Below are 18125 nucleotides of genomic sequence, written 5' to 3'. Positions count from 1 at the left end.
GACCCGCGCGGCCCGCGACCCACGCGAGTCCGTGAAGGGGCCCCTCACGGCATCGCGTGGGTCGCGGGCCGCGCGGGTCGTGAGGGTCGTGAGGGGAACCCTGAGGGAATCAGAGTCCGTGAAGGTTCCCCTCACGGACCATCGCCGCCGCCCGAAAGCCGTGAAGGGCTCCTTGAGGGAATCAGATTCCCTCAAGGAGCCCTTCACGGACTTCGGGCAGTCAGTGGGTGGCGGTGGCGGGGGTCCAGAGGGCGTCGATTTCTCGTTCCGCTGCGGCCAGGCTTTCCTTGGCGTGCGAGCGGAAGTCGGCCAACGCGGGGTTGACGTCTGCCATGGTGAATTCCGCCGTGATGAAGCGCGGCTCAAGGCCAGTCAGGGAGAGGCCGTGCGGCAGCCAGCCTTCTGCGTGGTCCCAACCGTGCCGCGGGGCGCCTTCTCCGTAGCCTCCGCCGCGGCTGGCCAGGACCAGGAGTTCCCGGCCGGCGCCCAGTGCTGACGGGTCGTCTCCTGCGGCGGCGATCACGCGGTCTACCCAGGCTTTCACCGAACTGGGTGCGCCGTAGTTGTAGAGCGGCAGGCCCAGCAGGACGGTGTCCGCGGCCAGTACCTCCGCCGCCAAGGTCTCGCCGATTTGTGCGGCTGCGCGGTGGGCTGCGGTGCGCTCGGACGACGGGATGAAGCGGGCTTCCCAGGCCAGGGGGTCCAGGTGCGGGACTGGGTCCGCGCCGAGATCTCGGTAGGTCACCGTTCCGTCGGGGTGGGCTGCGCGCCAGGCTTGAGCAGCACGGGCGCTGAGTTTGCGGCTTACCGAGCGGTCGCCGTTGATGCTGGAGTCGAGGTGCAGCAGGTGTGCCATGTCGATGACCGTCCGTAGATAATTTGCGTTAGACAAACCATTTATAGCACGGCAGCTACCCGGATCGTCTCGTAGGATGGACAGATGGCTCCGCTGCCGCTCGTCGCCCAGGCTCCGCGCAGGTCTGGTGCGTTGCTCGAGCACTTCGCGCGCCGGATCCGCATGCGCGCGGAATCCGTGCTCGCGCCGTTCGGGCTGCGGCCTCGGCATTTGATCGCGCTGACCGTCCTTCAGACCCGCGGGTCCAGTACTCAGCAGTCCCTCGCGCACATCCTCGAGATGGACAGCACCAACGTCGTCGGCCTGCTCAACGACCTCGAGGCTGACCAGTTGATCGAGCGGCGGCGTTCGCCGGAGGATCGCAGGCGGCACGTCGTCGTGTTGACCGAGCGCGGCGCGAAGGAGCTGGCCCGGGCCGAGGCGGCGCTTGCGGCGGTCGAGGACGAGGTCTTCGCGGCGCTCGACCCTGACCAGCGGGAACAGCTCTACAACTTGCTGTTGCAAGCGGCTTCCGGGACGGTCGACAGCAGCTCTTGCACGGAGGAACCTCCGGCCTGCTGACGGGGAGGGGGCAGCGAATGGACGGTGCCGCTGAGCGGCTCGCGAAGTACCGCGCGATGCGCAACTTCGCGAAGACCGACGAGCCGTCTGGTGCGAACGCTCCCAAAGAGCCTGGTTACCGGTTCGTCGTGCAGCGGCATCGGGCGCGGCGGAAGCATTACGACTTCCGGCTCGAACTGGGTGGCGTGCTGGTCAGCTGGGCGGTGCCGAAGGGGCCGACGCTCGATCCGAAGGCGCGGCGGATGGCTGTGCACGTGGAGGACCATCCGCTGGAGTACGCCGATTTCGAGGGCGTGATCCCGCACGGCGAGTACGGCGGCGGGGACGTGATCGTGTGGGACCGCGGGCGCTGGGAGCCGGTCGACACCGACGATCCTGAGCAGGCGCTCGCGGACGGGAACCTGCATTTCGATCTGTACGGCGAGAAGCTGGCTGGGCGCTTCGTGTTGATCCATCCGAAGCGCGACGGCGACGGGAAGCAGTGGTTTCTGCTGCATAAGCAGGATGACCACGCCACGGCGGGCTGGGATGCCGAGGATCATCCGAAGTCGGTGAAAAGCGGGCTCACCAATGACGAGATCGCTGCGGCGCCGCCCGCGTTGTGGCGGGGCGATTTGCCTGCGACCGAGGCGGAAGTACCGCTGCATCCGGTGTTCGAGCCGGCGTCGGAGGAGGAGCTTGCCGCGCTGCGAGACCTGGGCAAGCAAGGTGCGTGGACGGTCGCCGGGCGACAGTTGAAGGTCACCAATCTCGACAAGACGTTGATTCCCGGTCGCGAGGGCGAAGCGCCGATCACCAAACGCGAGTTGATCGAGTACTACACCCGGATCGCGCCGACGATGCTCCCCTACCTCGCCGGTCGCGCGCTCAACACCAACCGGTTCCCCGGCGGGGTCGACAAGCCCGGCTTCTGGCACAAGGAAGTACCCGACCACGCGCCGGAGTGGCTGCATCGCTGGAATTACGAAGGAGCCGACCCTGGCGACGTGCACCATTACCTCGTGCCGTCGGGCGTCGCGGATCTGGCCTGGCTGGCCAATTTCGCCGCGCTGGAACTGCACGCCTGGACGTCGCGCACGTCCGACGTCGAGCATCCGACCTGGCTGCTGTTCGACATCGACCCCGGTTCGGAGACGTCGTTCGACGACGTGCTCGCGCTCGCCCGCCTGCACCGCACCGCGCTCGACCACTTCGGGCTCGTCGGGCGGCCGAAGACGACCGGGCAGCGCGGCATTCAGATCTGGGTGCCGGTCGAGCCGCGGTATACGTACGCCGAGACCCGGGCGTGGGCGGAAACCGTGTCGAAGTCGATCGGCAAGATCGTGCCGGACCTGGTGAGCTGGGCGTGGCACAAGGATCGCCGCGGCGGGCTGGCACGGCTCGACTACACGCAGAACGTGCTGAATAAAACCCTTGTCGCGCCGTACAGCGTGCGGCCGAAGCCGGGGGCGCCGGTGTCCGTCCCGCTGGAGTGGGACGAACTCGACGACCCCGACCTCACTCCGGATCGGTGGACGATCCGGACGGTGCTCGATCGCGTGGCGAAGACGGGAGATCCGTTCGCTCAACTGCTCGACCTGCACCAACACCTGCCGCAGCTGTCGTGAAAATCCCCGCCGCGGCCACGACAGCGAAGCCGATCAGCAGGTAGCGCGCGGACGTCACCATCGACGGTGCGCCCAAGTTCACCAGCAGACCGGCGATCGAGGCACCGAACGCGGTCGCCATCGTCAGCACGGTCGCGATCGCGGCCGCTGCTTGCTGACCGCTGGCCATTGCCGCGACCGACAGGTGCGGCATGGCGATGCCGATTCCGGTGCCACCGGCGAGGAGCACGACCAGCCACGCCAGCACTGAAGCGTTTTCCTGCTGCAGCAAGGCAAGCACAATGAACGCGACCGCCAGCAGCGTTGGTCCGGCCAGACAGAGCAGCCGGACCCGACGGGCCGACGAGCTAACGATCTGCCCCGCAGACCAGCCGAACGACAGTGCGGCGGAGAAGAATCCCGCTGCGGCAGGCGGTAATCCGCCGAGGTGCTGGCCGAACAGCGGCAGGAACGATTCCACCGACACCCCGGCCGCGAGGCACATGATGGTCAGGTAGATCCACCTCAGCGACGAGCCGGACTCGTAGGTCTCCGCGGGCAGCACGCGGATCGCAGCGCGCTTCTCGACGAGCAGAAACGCCGCGATGAAAGCGAATCCCACCACGATGAACGCCGCCATCGCGACGACGTTCGTCAAAATTCCGGCGACGCTCACCGCCCCGACCGCGCCCACGACGGCCACCAGCGCGAAGGTCGGCACCGGGACCGTCTCGCCGCTTCGTTCGCTACGCGGAAGCGCACGCGGTACCAGCGCCGCGATCACGACCGCGGCGACGGCCAGCACGACGAACGCCACTCGCCACGAACCGAACTGCGCGAACAGCCCGCCGAGCGCCGGGCCGACGAGGTTGCCGACGCCGAACATCGCCGAGATCAACGCGCTCCCCCGCGCCCACAAGTGTTGCGGCAGCGCCGAATGAATCACCGCGAACCCGAGTCCGGTCAGCAATCCCGCGCCCAGTCCCTGCACCCCGCGACCGGCCAGCAGCACCGGCATCGCCGGGCTCACCGCGCAGAGCACCGAGCCCGCCGCGAAAACGCCGAACCCGAGATAGTACGCCGCCGCGTTGCCCAGCCGGGCGAGCGCCCGGCTGACGAACATCGTCGCGACGACCTGGGCGACCAGGAACGCCGTCATGTTCCACGCGTAGAGCCGTTCCCCGCCGATGTCGGCGACCGCGGTCGGCAAAAGGCTTGCCGCCACATAGATGTTGACCGCGCCGACGAGCACGCCGGCGGCCAGCACGACCGCCGTGCTGAAGTGCGCTCCCAATTCGCGCCACGAACCCACTCGCTTCTCCTCCCGGATGCGTTATGCGGTCGCATCATCTCCGGGCGGGAGACCCCCGTAATCAGACAAATCGGGAGTGAAATGCGTCACACTCAGCGCTTGGTGAGCACCACCAGATAGCGGCACGGCTGCGTCCCGGGATTCTCGTACGCGCAGTCGACCGGGCGGCCCAGCTGGAGGCAGTCGCCCTCGGCGAGTTCGTGCACCACTTCGCCTTCGTGGAACCGCAATTGGCCGGACAGCACCCAGATCTGATGGTCGGCGAAGACGTAGGACACCGCCGGGAAACCGGCTTTCGCGCCGGGCGGCAGGTCGACTTCGACGAGTTCGGTCGCCCCGCGCCCCGGCGGCGAAACCGCACGGCGCACGTAGCCGGTGACCGGGTCCTGCCAGGTCGCCTGATCGTCCCGGCGAGCGAGGCGGCGGTCGTCGTCACCCTCCGCGCGGGCCACCAGTTCGGACAGCGAGAGCCCGAGCGCGGCGGCGAGCCTGCTCAGCAGCACGGCCGTCGGCTGCGCCTCGCCGCGTTCGATTTTCCCGATCATGGCGCGGGAAACGCCGGAGCGTTCGGCGAGCGTGCCCGCCGAGAGTTCGCGGTCCTGACGGGCTTCGCGCACCGCCGCGGCGAGCGAGGCGGAGAGGGGATCGGTCACAGCTATCGACTATAGCAGCGGATCATGTCTACTATCGTGAACATGTTGATCCGACCTGCCGAAGAACGGGACGCCGAAGCCTGCGCGGCGATCTACGCGCCGTACGTCCGGGAAACCGCGATCACCTTCGAGACCGAACCCCCGACCCCGACCGAAATGGCGGCCCGCATCGCGAGGGCGACGAAGTCGTACGCGTGGCTGGTGCTGGAAATCGACGGCGCGGTGGTCGGGTATGCGTACGGCAGCCCGTACAAGGAGCGCGCCGCCTACCGCTGGTCGTGCGAGGTGAGTGTGTACCTGGCCCAGGACCGTCGCCGGGCGGGTGGCGGGAAAGCTTTGTACGAAGCCCTTTTCGCCCGACTGGCCGAACGCGGTTTGCGGACGGCGGTGGCCGGGATGACGCAGCCGAACGAGCCGAGTGTTGGGCTGCATAAAGCGATGGGCTTCGAACTCATCGGGACCTGGCGGCGGATCGGCTGGAAGCACGGCGCGTGGCGCGACGTGACCTGGATGCAGCGGGACCTCGCGCCCGCCACCGACGCCCCGCCGGAGGAGCCCTCGTGAGTGGCAATCCCGGTTAGAACCGGGATTGCCACTCACGAGCCCAAGTCGAGTTCCTCGATGTCGTGCTCGAGCCGGGCCCGCCAGGACCACTTCGGTTCCGTCCAGTCCGTGTCCGACGGCGGCGGCTCCCCCAGCGGCAGCGCGGGATCGACCACGCCGTGCGTCACCCGGTACGCCAGCGCCGACGTCGCCGCGCGAATCCACTTGTCCCCTGCCGCTCCCGAAGGCGGCGCGACGCCGAACGCGTGCGTGAACCACACCGGCAGCAGCGCGCTCGACCCGATCGCCTCGGTGATCCGCTCGCGCAGCCGGGAATGCAGCTCTTCCCAGTCCCGTTCGCACTTCTCGATCTGCGGCAGCACCCGGGTCCGCGTCACCTCGTCCGCGGCCAGAAGCTGGTGCGCCGCTTCGGCATCCTGCTGCGCGGCAGGCAACTGACGGTCCAGCACACCACGGCGGCGAGCGACCACTTCGGACAGTCGCGACTCCGCGTCGTCCCGTTCCGGCGTGTCGCGCTCGGCTTTCGCCAGCACCTCCAGCACACCGATCAACGCTACTTCGCTCTCCGCCAACGCTTTCCGCGCTTGAGGCAGCCGCGCGACGTCCTCTTCGTACGGTCGGCGCTGGCTCGGCGTGAGCAGTTGCGCGGCGAGGCTGTGCCGCCGTTCCGCCTCCGCCGCGAGCTGCCGCACTCGCGGGCCGACGTCGTCCAGGTCGACTACCGGGACCTTCTCCGACACGCGCACCGCACGTTCGAGCACCAGCAACCGCTGCCGGAGCCGTTCGAGCTGCCGGGCGGTGTGGTCCAGGCGGGTTTCGTGCCGGGAATGCGTTTCGGTGAACGATTCGACGGTCTCGCGCAATTCGGAAAGCTCGCGGCCGGTTCGGTTTTCCAGATCATCGACGGTCTCTTGCATCCCGCCGACGGTGTCGGTGAGGGCGAGCAGCTCCGGATCGGTCTCGGGGCCTTCCTCAGCCGGGTAGTACTCGGTGTCGCGGTAGTACTCGGAGTAGGTCACCGCGCCTCCCGCACCAGAAACGCCACGGTGGCCACCGTGGTGAGCGCCGCCAGGATGACCACGATCGGCTGGGCGGTCGGCCCGGCGCCGATGAGCGCGACCGCGGTGAAGATCGCGGCCAGGACCCCGCTGTACGCCGCGCGCTGCCGCCGGTTGACCATCAGCGGCGTCGGCCCGAGCGGCCCGAACGCGATCCGCAGCCCGGCACCCAGCAACGGGAACGCGAGCAGCAGGCAGACCGCGTTGAGCGCGCCGAACAGCATCATCGCGCCGCTCACCATCGCGACGGCGACCGGCGCGATCGCCAGGTACAGCGTCGTCCGCTGCACCTTGCCGCGCTTCGCTTCCAGCCGGGCGAGCCGCACCTCCTCGACGGCGGCGTCGACTTCCTTCTCGGTGCTCAGCAGCGCCTCCGCCCGTTCGACCAGGGCGTCGAGCGTCTGCGTGCGTTCGTCGTCGCCCTGGTCCGGCAGCTGCGCCAGACCCGCGCGAAGCTCACGGCGGAGCGCGGACGCGCGCGCCATCACGTGGTCGCGTTGATCCTCTGCGGGCGTAGTCACCTCGCCACTGTAGGTACGAAACGCACCGAACCCGGGGAACGACGCGACTTCGGCCGGATCCGGTCAGAGGCGCAGCAGGTCCCGGCCGACGACGACCTCGCCGTCGAACCCGGCCGCGGCGTGCTCGCGCCAGACCTCGTCGGGAATGTCCGCGTCGGTCGGGACGAAATGCGACAGCACGAGAGTCCCGACGCCCGCTTCCTTGGCCAGCGCCCCGACCTGCGCGACGCTGGTGTGGCTCGCCAGCAGATGGTCCCGCAGCGTCGTGCCGTTGTACTGGCTCACCATCGCGTCGACCGCCGGGACGTACATGACCTCGTGCACCAGCACATCCGCACCGTCAGCGAGCCGCACCAGGTTCTCGCACGGCGCGGTGTCGCCGGAAATCACGATGGACCGGTCCGCGGTGTCGATGCGGTAGGCGAAGGCGTCGACGATCGGCGGGTGGTCCACGCGAGCCGCGGTGATCCGTACGTTCTCGTCCTCGAAGACCACGCCGTCCGCCGCGATCTCGCGCGGATCGAGCAGTTGGTCCAACGGACGCAAGCCTTCGTCAGCGACCCGGGTGTCGATGTCGAAGCGGTTCATCGCCAGGAAGTGCTGGGTCATCTCCGCTAGCGGCGGCGGGCCGAACGCGGGCACCCGCCGTTCCAAGTTGGCGGCCCAGGCCAGCAGGTAGAGATTGCCGTAGTCGGCGTTGTGGTCGGAATGGTGGTGGGTGATGCCGACCGCGCGCAGCGAGTCCAGCGGGATCCCCGCGAGCACCAGCTGCCGGGCCACTCCGTTGCCGCAGTCGATCACGTAGGTGGCTCCGTTGACGACGATCGCCTGCGCCGGAGCGCTCCGGGTGCGTTTCGGAGCGGGACCGCCCGCCGTGCCGAGAAGGATCAGTTGCGTGGTCATACATACTCGCTTTCGAGGTTGACGGAAGCAGAACGGCGGGTCAGCCACACGACCAGCCCCAGCACGCTCCAGGCTGCCAGCGCGAGGAGCGCGGACAGGGTGATCTGCTTGAGCAGCAACCAAGTCTGCCCTGCCAGGATCGCGACGCCGAGCACGGACAGCACGGCCTGCGTCCTCCGGCGCATCCGGAACGGAGCCGTCGCGTGCAGGTCCGGTCGCAACCGGCGCACCCGCCACGACGCGATGATCAGCAGGGTCAGCAACGGCCCGGTGACGATCGACGTCATGGCCGCGATGTTCGCGACGCTGAACCCGGCGAGCACCGGGACCACGCCGATCAAATACAGGATCGCCAGCAGCCAGTGCGGGGTGCCGAACCTGCGGTTCACCGCGCCGAGCCCGGCAGGCAGCCAGCCGTCCCCGGTCGCGGCCAGCACGGGTTTCGTCGCGGCCAGCAGCAGCGAATTGATGTGCCCGATCACCGACGCCATCGCGCCGCCCAGGATGAAGAACGCGAAACCGCCTGGGGACAGGATGTGGCGAGCGACGTCGGACATCGGCTTGCCCGCGGACGCCTCCGCCCCGAGCACCCCCACCGACGGGATCGCCACGACCACATAGATCACCGCCGCGACGAGCGTGCCGCCGACGACGGAGAGCGGGATGTCGCGTCCCGGCCGCTTCATCTCGCCGCCGATGTCGGCGATGAGAAAGGCGCCCGTGGTAGCGAACGTGAGCATGGCCGCCGCGTTGAGCAAGCCGCCGATACCGTGCGGGGTCAGGTTCCCGAACTCGCTCCACCGCACCTGCCCGGCGCCCGCGATCCCGTACAGCAGGAAGGCGGCGAGCATGACTACCGCGAGCACGATGCCGACCCGACTGGAGAACGTCGCGCCCGCCAGGTTCGTCAGGAAGAACACCGTGATCAGGGCGATCGCCAACGGCCGGACCGGAACTCCCGGCACGAGCGCGCTGACGTAGTTGGCCCCGGCCAGCGCCATCAGGCTGAGCTGGATGACCGACACGGCGGACAACCACATCGACGCGAATCCGGCGGCGGGCGAGACCAGCCGCGCGGCGTAGGTGTAGCGGCCGCCGGTGACCGGCATCGCGCTGCCGAGGGACGCGATCGGCAGCGAATAGACGATCACCGCGAGCGCCGCGATGGCGAAGGCGATCGGCGCGCCGGCCCCAGTCAGCGCGATGGCCGTGCCCATCAATGCGACGACCCCGCCGCCGACTACCTGGTGAAAGGAGACTCCGACGGCTTGGAAGAGGGAGATGCTTCGCTTGAGGTTCGCGTCTACGGGTTCGGTCGGCATCGTGATCACTGCCTTCTGCTGGCCGTTGTCGATCGGCACAGCGTGACCCAATCCGCGGCGGTGCGGAAATACCGAATGCCCGCCGCGGCATAGCCGTCCGGGAATACCTCCGGTATAGCCGGGAAGGCATGGGAACGAGCGAATCAGGCATTGGACGGGCATGACGTCCGGCAAGAACGATGAGGAGCCCGCGTATCCGTCCGACATTGCGGAGTTCCCCATGACAACCGAGGCGGCTGCCCGCGATCTCGACGCTCAGGACCCGTTGCCGACGTCGCGGGCACAGTTCCACGTCCCGCCCGCGACCGGCGGCGGCTACGCCGAGACGGCCTACTTCGCCGGGAACTCCCTTGGCCTGCAACCGATCGCGACGCGCGCCGCGCTGGACGCGGAACTCGCCGACTGGGCCCGGCTCGGCGTCGAGGGGCACGGCGAGGCCGAGCGTCCGTGGGTTTCGTACCACCAGCAACTGCGCGATCCGGCGGCGCGGCTTGTCGGCGCGCGGCCCGCCGAGGTCGTGATGATGAACTCGCTGACGGTCAACCTGCACTTGATGATGGTCAGCTTCTACCGGCCGACCCCGGAGCGGCACGCGATCGTCATCGAGGACACCGCCTTCCCCTCCGACAGCTACGCGGTGCGCAGCCAGGTCGCGTTCCACGGTTACGACCCGGACGAAGCGGTCATCCGGCTTTCGCCGCGTCCCGGGGAATCGACGTTGCGCAGCGAGGACGTCGCCGGCTGGCTCGCCGAGCACGGGCACCGGGTCGCGCTCGTCCTGCTGGGCGGGGTCAACTACTACAGCGGGGAATTCCTCGACATCCCGGCGATCACCCGCGCTGGGCACGCCGCCGGAGCGGTCGTCGGCTGGGATCTCGCACACGCGGCGGGCAACGTGCCGCTGCGGCTGCACGACTGGGGCGTCGACTGGGCCGCCTGGTGCACCTACAAGTACCTCAACAGCGGACCGGGCGCGATCGCCGGGGCATTCGTGCACGAACGGCATCTCGCGGACCGTTCCCTGCCGAAGCTGGCGGGTTGGTGGAGCACCGACCCGGACGTGCGGTTCCGGATGCAGCCGACGGTGACGCCGGTCGATTCCGCCGACGCGTGGCAGCTGTCGAACCCGCCGATCCTCGCCATGGCCCCGGTGCGAGCCGCGTTGGAGATGTTCGACGCGGTGGGCATGGATGCCTTGCGCGCCAAGAGCATCCGACTGACCAGCTACCTAGAGACGCTCCTTGCCGAGACCTGCGCGGGTCGTCCGATGGAGGTGCTCACGCCCCGCGACCCGGACCGCCGGGGAGCGCAGCTTTCCGTCCGGCTGCACGGTTTAGACGCCGACGCCGTCAGCGCCGCGCTGCGCACCCAGCACGGAGTCATCGCGGACGCGCGCCGCCCTGACGTCATCCGCCTCGCGCCAGTGCCGATGTACTCCACCTTCCACGACTGCTGGCGCGCAGCGACCGCACTGGCGGACGTCGTTAACGCTTCTTCCGCCGGATCTTGATCGCCCGCAGATCGGTGACCGCATAGTTCAGGTCCCGATACGGCAGCCCGTGCGCGGCCAACGCGGCGACCGCACCGTCTTTCGCCGCGCGCTCGTCGTCGTCCGGGCTGGCCGGGACCTGGCAGCGGAAGGTGAACGCCGTCGCGTTGACGTCGTAGCTGAAGGTGCCTTCCTCGGTGAAGGCGACGTCGGTCTTGCCCTCCAGCGCGGCGCGCGCACTCTCGTCGAGAGCGTCGAACTTGCCGCGGATGATCACGCGGAACGCGTCCATGTCAGGTGTCCTTCCGGGTCGCATAAGTCAGTACTCGTTCGCTGAGCAGGCCTTCTACCGCGTCGAGGAGCGTCAACGCCGCCTCCGCGATGTCGTCCGGCCGCTCGCCGGCGACGGTGCGCTTGCCGATCTCGCCGTACAGCAAGCTGTGCACCCAGCCGATCTGCGCGGCGACCAGACCGGGCACCGGATCCGCTTGCGCCGCTTCGGTTTCCGCAGTCAGCAGGTCGGCGAGTTCGGCGATCATCTGCTGGCCGAGTTCCTGCAGCCGGGCGGCGAGCGTGGGCGCGGCCAGCATCATCGGCAGCACGCGGCCGAACCCCGGACTCAGCCCGATCGTCCGCGAGCGCTGCTGGATCTCGCTGCGCAGGTGGTCCAGCACCGCACGCGCCGCGGACACTCCCGCCCCACGCGCCCGAACGATCCCGGCCAGCCGCCCGGCCGAGGCTTCGGAGGGCGGCAGCACCAGGTCTTCCTTGACGCGGAAGTGGTTGTAGACCGTGTTGACCGCGACGTCGGCGGCCTCGGCCACCTCGGCGATCGTCACCGCGTCGAATCCGCGCTCGACGAACAGGCGCAGCGCGGTTTCCGCGATACGCCGCACCGTCTCCTGCTTCTTCCATTCCCGAAGTCCCACGCCGAAGAGTGAAGCAGACTCCAAACTTGGTGTCGACTCCATTTCTCTTCGCGAGGCTGCTGGATATCGGGGAGATCCCGGAGGACGGACAGCCTCGGACGCGGCATCATCGACGAGGTGCGGATCGGCTTGCTGGGCCCGCTGGAGGTCCGGAACGACGACGGTGCCGCAGTCGAGATCACCGGCGCCCGATTGCGGACGCTGCTGAGCGCCCTCGCGCTGGAGCCCGGCCGGGTCGTGTCGGCCGGGCGGCTGGTCGACGCTGTCTGGGGCACGCGTCCGCCGGCCACGGCCAACGCGCTGCAGGCGCTCGTCTCACGGCTCCGCCGGATCGGCACGCGCCTCGATTCCACGCCGTCCGGCTACCGGCTGCCCGAGGCGACCGTGGACGCGGCGCGGTTCGAGGAACTAGTCACCGTGGCCAGGACAGCACCCGACGAAAAGCGAGTCGTGCTGCTGCGCGAGGCGCTCGGCTTGTGGCGCGGCCCAGCGCTGGGCGACGTCTCCGACGCGCAGTTCTTCCAAGGCCACATCGCGCGGCTGAACGAACTGCGGCTTTCCGCCACCGAGGAGTACGCCGAAGCCGTGCTCCGGCTGGGCCACGGCGCGGATCTCGCGGAAGAGCTGTCGATCCAGCTGGCCGAACACCCGCTGCGCGAACGGCTGGCCGCGGCGCTGATGCTCTCGCTGCAAGCCGCCGGACGACCGGCCGAAGCCCTGCAGGTGTTCGCGCGGATCCGGCTGGCGCTGGCCGACGAACTCGGAGCCGATCCGGCGCCCGAACTGTCCGCCGCACACACCAGAATTCTCCGCGAAACGGTGGCCGACGAGAACGAAGCGCGCACGAACCTGCGAGCCGGGCTGACCAGTTTCGTCGGCCGGACCACCGAGGTCACCCGCGTGACGAAGCTGGTCGGCGAGTACCGGCTTACCACGCTCACCGGACCCGGCGGAGCCGGAAAGACCCGGCTGGCCACGGAAACCGGACGGCAGTTGCTGGCCGAACGCGGCGGCGTGTGGTTCGCCGAACTGGCCCCGATCGCCAACGGCGCGGACGTCCCGCAGGCCGTGCTCGACGCGTTGGGCCTGCGCGAGCAGATGCACACCGGAGCGCTCGCCAGCGGCACTCCGCGCGAGCGGGCGACAAGGGCGTTGCGCGACCGGGACGCGGTGCTGGTGCTCGACAATTGTGAGCACGTCATCGAAGCCGCCGCGGAGCTGGCCGTACACCTGCTCGGCGAATGCCCGCGGTTGCGCATTCTCGCGACCAGCCGGGAACCGCTTGCCGTGACCGGCGAGGCGCTCTGGCCAGTCGAACCGCTGAGCCTGCCCGCAGAAAGCGCGACACCCGTCGAAGCGATGTCGTGCGCCTCGGTACGGCTGTTGGCCGACCGCGCCGCTGCCGTGCGGCCAGGATTCACCGTCGACGATTCCACTGTGGACGACGTGGTGCGGATTTGCCGGGCGCTCGACGGAATGCCGCTCGCGGTCGAGCTTGCCGCGGCCCGGCTGCGGTCGCTGACCGTGTCGCAGCTGGCGGCCCGGCTCGATGACCGGTTCCGGCTGCTCACCGCGGGCAGCCGGACCGCGCTGCCGCGGCACCGCACGCTGCGCGCGGTGGTCGACTGGAGCTGGGATCTGCTGGAACCGGACGAACGGCAACTGCTGCGGCGGCTGTCGGTCTTCTCCGGCGGCGCGACCGCGGCAGCAGCGGAAACGGTCTGCGGCGGCACCTCCGAGCTGCTCAGCGCGTTAGTCGACAAATCGCTACTGACCGTCTCCGAGGACACCGAGCCGCGCTACCGGATGCTCGAGACGATCAAGGCGTACGGCCTGGAACAGCTCACCGTGGCCGACGAACGCGAGGAACTGCGTCAGGCACACACCGAATGGTTCGCCTGCTTCGCCGAAACTGGCGACAAGTACCTGCGCCGGGCCGAGCAGATCGAATGGCTGGCGCGTTTCGCCGCCGAGCACGGCAACCTGATCTCCGCGGCGCGCGGCGCCATTGCCGCTGGTGAAGCCACGACGTCGCTGCGGCTGGTGACGTCGTGCGCGTGGTTCTGGATGCTCACCGGGCACAAAACCGAGGCGCAGGAGCTGATCGAGGCGGCGCTGGCGTTGCCCGGCGAGGTGGACCGCGAACTGCGCGCGATGGGGTACGCGATGGCCGCGTTGCTGCTGACCGTCGGAATGAGTTCCGAAACTTCCGCCGACGTCTTGGGCCGCAAAGCACTCGAACTCAGCCGCGACAGCAAGAATTCCTTGCTGCGATCCATCATCCCGGTGTTCACGCAGACCGCGGACAGCAGCACGCTCAAGTCCACATTGGACGAGTTGCTGGCCGACGAGGACCCGTGGCTGCGCGCCCACGCCCGGCTCCACCGGGCGCGGACGCAGCTGAACCTCTGGCACGACCCGGCCGCGCAGGAAGCCGACATCCGCGAGGCCGTCCGGCTGTTCCGGCTGACCGGGGAACGCTGGGGAATGTCGCTGGCGCTGAACAGCCTCGCCGAGGTCGTCGGCCGGCGCGGCGAGCTGGAGGAAGCCGTTTCCTGCTACGAGGAATCGATCCAAGTCGTCTCGGAAATCGGTTCCGCCGAGGATGTTCTCTTCGCCCGGGGACGGCAAGCGCACCTGTTCTGGCAACTCGGCGACGAGGCAGCCGCAGCGGCCGCGGTAGCCGCCGCCGAACGCGACGTGCGGAGTGTGCCGTTCCCGGATTCGCTCGCGTTTCTGGCGCAGACGAAAGCGGATCTGGCGCGCTGGCGCGGTGAGCTGGCGGAATCCCGCCGGGAGCTGAACCGCGCCGAAGCGATGTTGAGCGAGTCCGACCCGCATCCGTTGTTCCGTGCGGTAATCCAGCACTCGCACGCCTACCTAGACGCCCAAACCGGCGACCTGGCCACCGCTCGGGACCGCCGCCGCGAAGCACTCGCCTTGGCCGCGGAAGCCGGTGAGGTGCTGTATCTGACGATCATCCTCGTGGGCATCGCCGATCACGCGCTGCGGGTGGGCCGCCCAGTCGCAGCCGCCGATCTTTTGGCCGCCGCACACCGCCTCCGCGGCGGCCCTCATCTGGACCTGCCGGACGCGACCGCCGTCGAAGCCGCCGTCCAAGCCGCACCGTCAGGCACGGTCGACGACCCGGTCGCCCTCGCTCACGACGTCCTCAGCTGACGAATCCTTCGGAAGCCACCGCAGCGCAAGTACTCCCAGTCCCGCACAGAGCACCGCCGCGATGCCCATCGCGACGTGCAGACCCGTCACGACAGCTTCCTCCGCGTGGCCCGGCCCCTGCCATCGGACGACGAACGCCGCGACCGAACCGAGCAACGCGATCCCGAGCCTGCACGAACTGACCGTCGCTCGGCATAACCAGCACTTCTGGATCACGGAAGAACCAGCTCTTGGACTTCTCGCCGCGCTGCTTCTAGCGTTGCGCCCATGACCACCTACGTCCTCGTCCCCGGCGCCTGCCACGGTGGCTGGTGCTTCGACCGGCTGACCGGCCAGCTGCGCGACCGCGGCCACCGCGTGCTCCCGCTGACGCTCACCGGCCTCAGCGAGCGGCAGCACCTCCTGCACTCCGGGGTCAACCTCGACACCCACATCGAGGACGTCGTCCGCGCGATGCAGGCCGAGCAGGTCGAACGCGCCGTGCTGGTCGGCCACAGCTACGGCGGCATGGTCATCACCGGTGCCGCCGACCAGGTGCCCGAACTGGTCGACTCGCTGGTGTACCTCGACGCGTTCGTCCCGGAAAACGGCGACTCCTGCTGGACGTTGACCGACGACCGGCAGCGCGAGTGGTACCTGAGCGTCGGCGAGACCGGATACTCCGTGCCGCCGCTGCCCTTCTTCGACCCGCGCGCGTCGGCGCACCCGCTGGCGTCGCTGCTGCAGTCGATCCGGCTGAACGCGGACCTGAGCCGGTTCCGCCGCCGGGACTACGTGTACGCCCGGATCTGGGACGGCGGGTCCCCGTTCGAGCCGACGTACCGGCCGCTCCTCGACGATCCACAGTGGAACGTCCACGGGCTGGAAAGCAAGCACGACCTGATGCGCGACGCGCCGGAAGAGCTGCTGCGGATCCTTCTCAGCGCGGCGAGCTGAGGGGGTCGTGAGTGCTAATCCCGGTTCTAACCGGGATTAGCACTCACGAGGCCACCCCAGGAACCCGCTCCCCCACCGGCGGCGCTCCAGGCGGCGTCCCGTCCCCGAACGGCCTCCCGCCCAGGTCCTCGCGCCCATGCGGCGTAAGCCACCCCGCCAGCTCCGGCCCCAGCGGCACGATCCCGGTCGGGTTCACGTTCCGGTGCACCACGTAGTAGTGCTCCTTGATCTGCCCGAAATCGATCGTGTCCCCGAAACCGGGCGTCTGGAACAGATCCCGCGCGTACGCCCACAGCACCGGCATCTCCGTGAGCTTCTGCCGGTTGCACTTGAAATGCCCGTGGTACACCGCGTCGAACCGGACCAGCGTCGTGAACAGCCGCACGTCCACCTCGGTGATCGTGTCTCCCACCAGGTACCGCTGGCCCGCCAGCCGCTCGGAAAGCCAGTCCAACCGGGAGAACAACGCGGCGTAAGCCTCTTCGTAAGCCTCCTGCGAAGTGGCGAAACCCGCTTTGTACACCCCGTTGTTCACGTCCCGGAACACCTTCTCCGCGACGTCCTCGATCTCGTCGCGCAGCCGCTCCGGGTACAGCTCGGGAGCACCGTCCCGGTGGTAGGCACCCCATTCCAGCGACAGGTCGACGGTGATCTGCTTGAAGTCGTTGGTCACGATCTGTCCACTGGGGACATCCACAATGGACGGAACGGTGATCCCGCGCGGATAGTCCGGGTACCGCGCGAAAAACGCCTCCTGCAGCCGTTCGATGCCGAGCACCGGGTCGCGGCCGCCGGGGTCGAGGTCGAAGGTCCAGCTGCGCTCGTCGTGCGTCGGGCCGCACAGGCCCATCGACAGCACCTCTTCGAGACCCAGCAGCCTGCGCACGATCGACGCGCGGTTCGCCCACGGGCACGCGCGCGCGATCACCAGGCGGTAGCGGTCCGGCTCCACCGGCCAGCCGTCGCGGCCGTCGGCGGTGATCCGGTCGGAGATGTAGTTCGTGTCACGCTTGAACTCACCCTGGTCGGGCATCGGAAGCCTTTCGTCGGGAGGCGGGTCTAGTCGTCCGGGCAGGCCGCGCGGTCCGGCGGCTCCAGAGCGGCAGCCAGCCGGGCGAGGATCGGGCCCGCGGCGCGGACCTCCTCGGGCGAGAGGTGGTCGAACAGGAACGAACGCACCCGTTCAAGATGCCCGGGATACGCGGCGGCTAACTTCGCCTGCCCCAGTTCGGTGAGCGTCGCGTGCGCGGCCCGGCGGTCCTGCGGGCACTTCACCTTCCGCACCAGGCCACGGCGCACCATGGCCTCCACGACCCGGCTGATCCGGCTCAGCGACAGCGCCGTGGCCTCCGCCAGATCGGTGAGCCGCAGCCTGCCTTCGGGCGCTTCCGAGAGCGACACGAGCACGGTGTAATCCGTCAGAGAGACGCCGTTGTCGTGCGCGAACTGGTCGTCGAGCGCCCTCGGCAGGATCGTGACGACGCGCATCAGCGGACGCCACACTGCCTCTTCTTCACTGGTCAGAGGGGTTCTGTTCACCACAGAGGGGGAGTATATCCGACACTTGCTCGCGCAATCAGTTATTGTGGGCTACAGTGCTAGTTGAACACTCAACCAAGGACCCGAAGGAACGGAACACATGACCAGCGCGACCACCTACGCCCACCTGACCGGCACCTACACGATCGACGGTTCGCACAGCCGGATCGGCTTCGTCGCCCGCCACGCCATGGTCACCAAGGTCCGCGGCTCCTTCAACGAGTTCGAGGGCTCGTTCACCCTGGACGGCGAGAACCCGGCGAACTCCAGCGCGAACATCACCATCCAGAGCAAGAGCGTCGACACCCGCAACGCCGACCGCGACGGCCACCTGCGCAACAACGACTTCCTGTCCTGCGACGAGTTCCCGACCATCTCCTTCACCTCCACCGGGATCGCGCAGACCGGCGAGGACACCTTCGACGTGACCGGCGACCTGACCATCAAGGACGTCACCAAGTCGGTCACCGTCCCGTTCGAGTTCGGCGGCTCCGCGAAGGACCCGTTCGGCAACGACCGCGTCGGCTTCGAGGGCTCGACCTCGATCAACCGCAGCGACTACAACGTGAAGTTCAACGCCGCGCTCGAGACCGGCGGCGTGCTGGTCTCGGACAAGATCACCCTCGAGTTCGAGATCTCCGCGATCAAGAACGCCTGAACGAACAGCCGGTGAAGGGTTCCGGAATCGGGGCCCTTCACCGTGTCGCGGAGAGGTC

Annotated in this window: 18 protein-coding genes; 7 read left to right on the top strand and 11 right to left on the bottom strand. The window is 68.8% G+C overall.

The features are described 5' to 3' along the window. Window positions 1-220 precede the first annotated feature (220 nt). Entirely contained in the window at window positions 221-856 is a 636-nt protein-coding gene (locus D0D37_RS25445; RefSeq protein WP_116203085.1) for an FMN-dependent NADH-azoreductase, read from the bottom strand. Between the two features lie 84 nt (window positions 857-940). Between D0D37_RS25445 and D0D37_RS25440 the strand changes: the two genes are divergently transcribed. Beyond that, window positions 941-1417 (top strand): MarR family winged helix-turn-helix transcriptional regulator, encoded by a 477-nt coding sequence (locus tag D0D37_RS25440; RefSeq protein ID WP_116203084.1) that lies wholly within the window; start codon window positions 941-943, stop codon window positions 1415-1417. 17 nt (window positions 1418-1434) lie between these two features. Continuing rightward, window positions 1435-3024 carry a DNA polymerase domain-containing protein gene (locus D0D37_RS25435; protein WP_116203083.1) on the top strand — a complete coding sequence of 530 codons (1590 nt, stop codon included), beginning with the start codon at window positions 1435-1437 and terminating at the stop codon, window positions 3022-3024. Here D0D37_RS25435 and D0D37_RS25430 read toward each other — a convergent pair. Both D0D37_RS25430 and D0D37_RS25425 read right to left on the bottom strand, forming a co-directional pair. After that, window positions 2915-4315, bottom strand: a complete 1401-nt coding sequence (locus D0D37_RS25430; protein ID WP_116203082.1) for an MFS transporter — start codon at window positions 4313-4315, stop codon at window positions 2915-2917. The genes D0D37_RS25435 and D0D37_RS25430 overlap by 110 nt on opposite strands. Window positions 4316-4407: 92 nt before the next feature. After that, window positions 4408-4968: a helix-turn-helix domain-containing protein gene (locus tag D0D37_RS25425; RefSeq protein WP_116203081.1), complete on the bottom strand. Its 561-nt coding sequence runs from the start codon at window positions 4966-4968 to the stop codon at window positions 4408-4410. A gap of 42 nt (window positions 4969-5010) precedes the next feature. Here D0D37_RS25425 and D0D37_RS25420 point away from each other — a divergent pair, with 42 nt between their 5' ends. Further along, entirely contained in the window at window positions 5011-5532 is a 522-nt protein-coding gene (locus D0D37_RS25420; protein ID WP_208720142.1) for a GNAT family N-acetyltransferase, read from the top strand. A 32-nt stretch (window positions 5533-5564) separates the two neighbouring features. On the opposite strand, the gene D0D37_RS25415 is transcribed toward D0D37_RS25420, so the two are convergent. The 4 genes from D0D37_RS25415 to D0D37_RS25400 form a co-directional block, all read right to left on the bottom strand. After that, window positions 5565-6551 (bottom strand): hypothetical protein, encoded by a 987-nt coding sequence (locus D0D37_RS25415; RefSeq protein WP_116203080.1) that lies wholly within the window; start codon window positions 6549-6551, stop codon window positions 5565-5567. Then, window positions 6548-7111, bottom strand: coding sequence for a hypothetical protein (locus D0D37_RS25410; RefSeq protein ID WP_162834467.1), 564 nt, complete (start codon window positions 7109-7111; stop codon window positions 6548-6550). Before D0D37_RS25410 ends, D0D37_RS25415 begins: the two co-directional genes overlap by 4 nt. A 63-nt stretch (window positions 7112-7174) precedes the next feature. Further along, window positions 7175-8014 carry an MBL fold metallo-hydrolase gene (locus tag D0D37_RS25405; RefSeq protein WP_116203078.1) on the bottom strand — a complete coding sequence of 280 codons (840 nt, stop codon included), beginning with the start codon at window positions 8012-8014 and terminating at the stop codon, window positions 7175-7177. Next, window positions 8011-9375: an APC family permease gene (locus D0D37_RS25400; RefSeq protein WP_162834466.1), complete on the bottom strand. Its 1365-nt coding sequence runs from the start codon at window positions 9373-9375 to the stop codon at window positions 8011-8013. The genes D0D37_RS25405 and D0D37_RS25400 overlap by 4 nt, the downstream gene beginning before the upstream one ends. Before the next feature lie 181 nt (window positions 9376-9556). On the opposite strand from D0D37_RS25400, the gene kynU reads away from it, so the two are divergent. After that, a complete protein-coding gene (gene kynU / locus D0D37_RS25395) occupies window positions 9557-10846 on the top strand; it encodes a kynureninase (RefSeq protein WP_116203076.1) in 1290 nt (429 codons plus the stop codon). On the opposite strand, the gene D0D37_RS25390 is transcribed toward kynU, so the two are convergent. After that, a complete protein-coding gene (locus tag D0D37_RS25390) occupies window positions 10821-11117 on the bottom strand; it encodes a DUF6204 family protein (RefSeq protein WP_208720141.1) in 297 nt (98 codons plus the stop codon). The genes kynU and D0D37_RS25390 overlap by 26 nt on opposite strands. A gap of 1 nt (window position 11118) precedes the next feature. Beyond that, the gene (locus tag D0D37_RS25385) at window positions 11119-11754 is read right to left on the bottom strand and encodes a TetR/AcrR family transcriptional regulator (protein WP_116203074.1); all 636 of its coding nucleotides are present in this window, start codon (window positions 11752-11754) and stop codon (window positions 11119-11121) included. 117 nt (window positions 11755-11871) lie between these two features. Here D0D37_RS25385 and D0D37_RS25380 point away from each other — a divergent pair, with 117 nt between their 5' ends. Continuing rightward, complete coding sequence (locus D0D37_RS25380) at window positions 11872-14934, top strand: AfsR/SARP family transcriptional regulator (protein ID WP_116203073.1); 3063 nt, start codon at window positions 11872-11874, stop codon at window positions 14932-14934. A gap of 267 nt (window positions 14935-15201) precedes the next feature. Then, window positions 15202-15870 (top strand): alpha/beta fold hydrolase, encoded by a 669-nt coding sequence (locus D0D37_RS25370; protein ID WP_116203072.1) that lies wholly within the window; start codon window positions 15202-15204, stop codon window positions 15868-15870. Between the two features lie 43 nt (window positions 15871-15913). On the opposite strand, the gene D0D37_RS25365 is transcribed toward D0D37_RS25370, so the two are convergent. Continuing rightward, the gene (locus D0D37_RS25365; protein WP_116203071.1) at window positions 15914-16903 is read right to left on the bottom strand and encodes a glutathione S-transferase family protein; all 990 of its coding nucleotides are present in this window, start codon (window positions 16901-16903) and stop codon (window positions 15914-15916) included. Window positions 16904-16929: 26 nt separating this feature from the next. Next, window positions 16930-17409, bottom strand: coding sequence for a MarR family winged helix-turn-helix transcriptional regulator (locus D0D37_RS25360; RefSeq protein ID WP_244223668.1), 480 nt, complete (start codon window positions 17407-17409; stop codon window positions 16930-16932). 100 nt (window positions 17410-17509) lie between these two features. Here D0D37_RS25360 and D0D37_RS25355 point away from each other — a divergent pair, with 100 nt between their 5' ends. Beyond that, entirely contained in the window at window positions 17510-18067 is a 558-nt protein-coding gene (locus tag D0D37_RS25355; RefSeq protein ID WP_116203069.1) for a YceI family protein, read from the top strand. The last annotated feature ends 58 nt before the right edge of the window (window positions 18068-18125 follow it).

Origin of the sequence: Amycolatopsis circi (genome assembly GCF_003385235.1) — a bacterium.
GTDB classification, from domain to species: Bacteria; Actinomycetota; Actinomycetes; order Mycobacteriales; family Pseudonocardiaceae; genus Amycolatopsis; species Amycolatopsis circi.
Note: the sequence above shows the minus strand (reverse complement) of the source record. Positions and strands in the feature narration are given on the sequence as shown.

Bases quoted from the DNA above. Each gene is read 5' to 3' on its own strand.
- D0D37_RS25435 (WP_116203083.1), top strand. From the start codon at position 1,435: ATGGACGGTGCCGCTGAGCGGCTCGCGAAGTACCGCGCGATGCGCAAC.
- D0D37_RS25445 (WP_116203085.1), bottom strand. From the start codon at position 856: ATGGCACACCTGCTGCACCTCGACTCCAGCATCAACGGCGACCGCTCG.
- D0D37_RS25370 (WP_116203072.1), top strand. From the start codon at position 15,202: ATGACCACCTACGTCCTCGTCCCCGGCGCCTGCCACGGTGGCTGGTGC.
- D0D37_RS25390 (WP_208720141.1), bottom strand. From the start codon at position 11,117: ATGGACGCGTTCCGCGTGATCATCCGCGGCAAGTTCGACGCTCTCGAC.
- D0D37_RS25405 (WP_116203078.1), bottom strand. From the start codon at position 8,014: ATGACCACGCAACTGATCCTTCTCGGCACGGCGGGCGGTCCCGCTCCG.
- D0D37_RS25440 (WP_116203084.1), top strand. From the start codon at position 941: ATGGCTCCGCTGCCGCTCGTCGCCCAGGCTCCGCGCAGGTCTGGTGCG.
- D0D37_RS25355 (WP_116203069.1), top strand. From the start codon at position 17,510: ATGACCAGCGCGACCACCTACGCCCACCTGACCGGCACCTACACGATC.
- D0D37_RS25420 (WP_208720142.1), top strand. From the start codon at position 5,011: ATGTTGATCCGACCTGCCGAAGAACGGGACGCCGAAGCCTGCGCGGCG.
- D0D37_RS25365 (WP_116203071.1), bottom strand. From the start codon at position 16,903: ATGCCCGACCAGGGTGAGTTCAAGCGTGACACGAACTACATCTCCGAC.
- kynU (WP_116203076.1), top strand. From the start codon at position 9,557: ATGACAACCGAGGCGGCTGCCCGCGATCTCGACGCTCAGGACCCGTTG.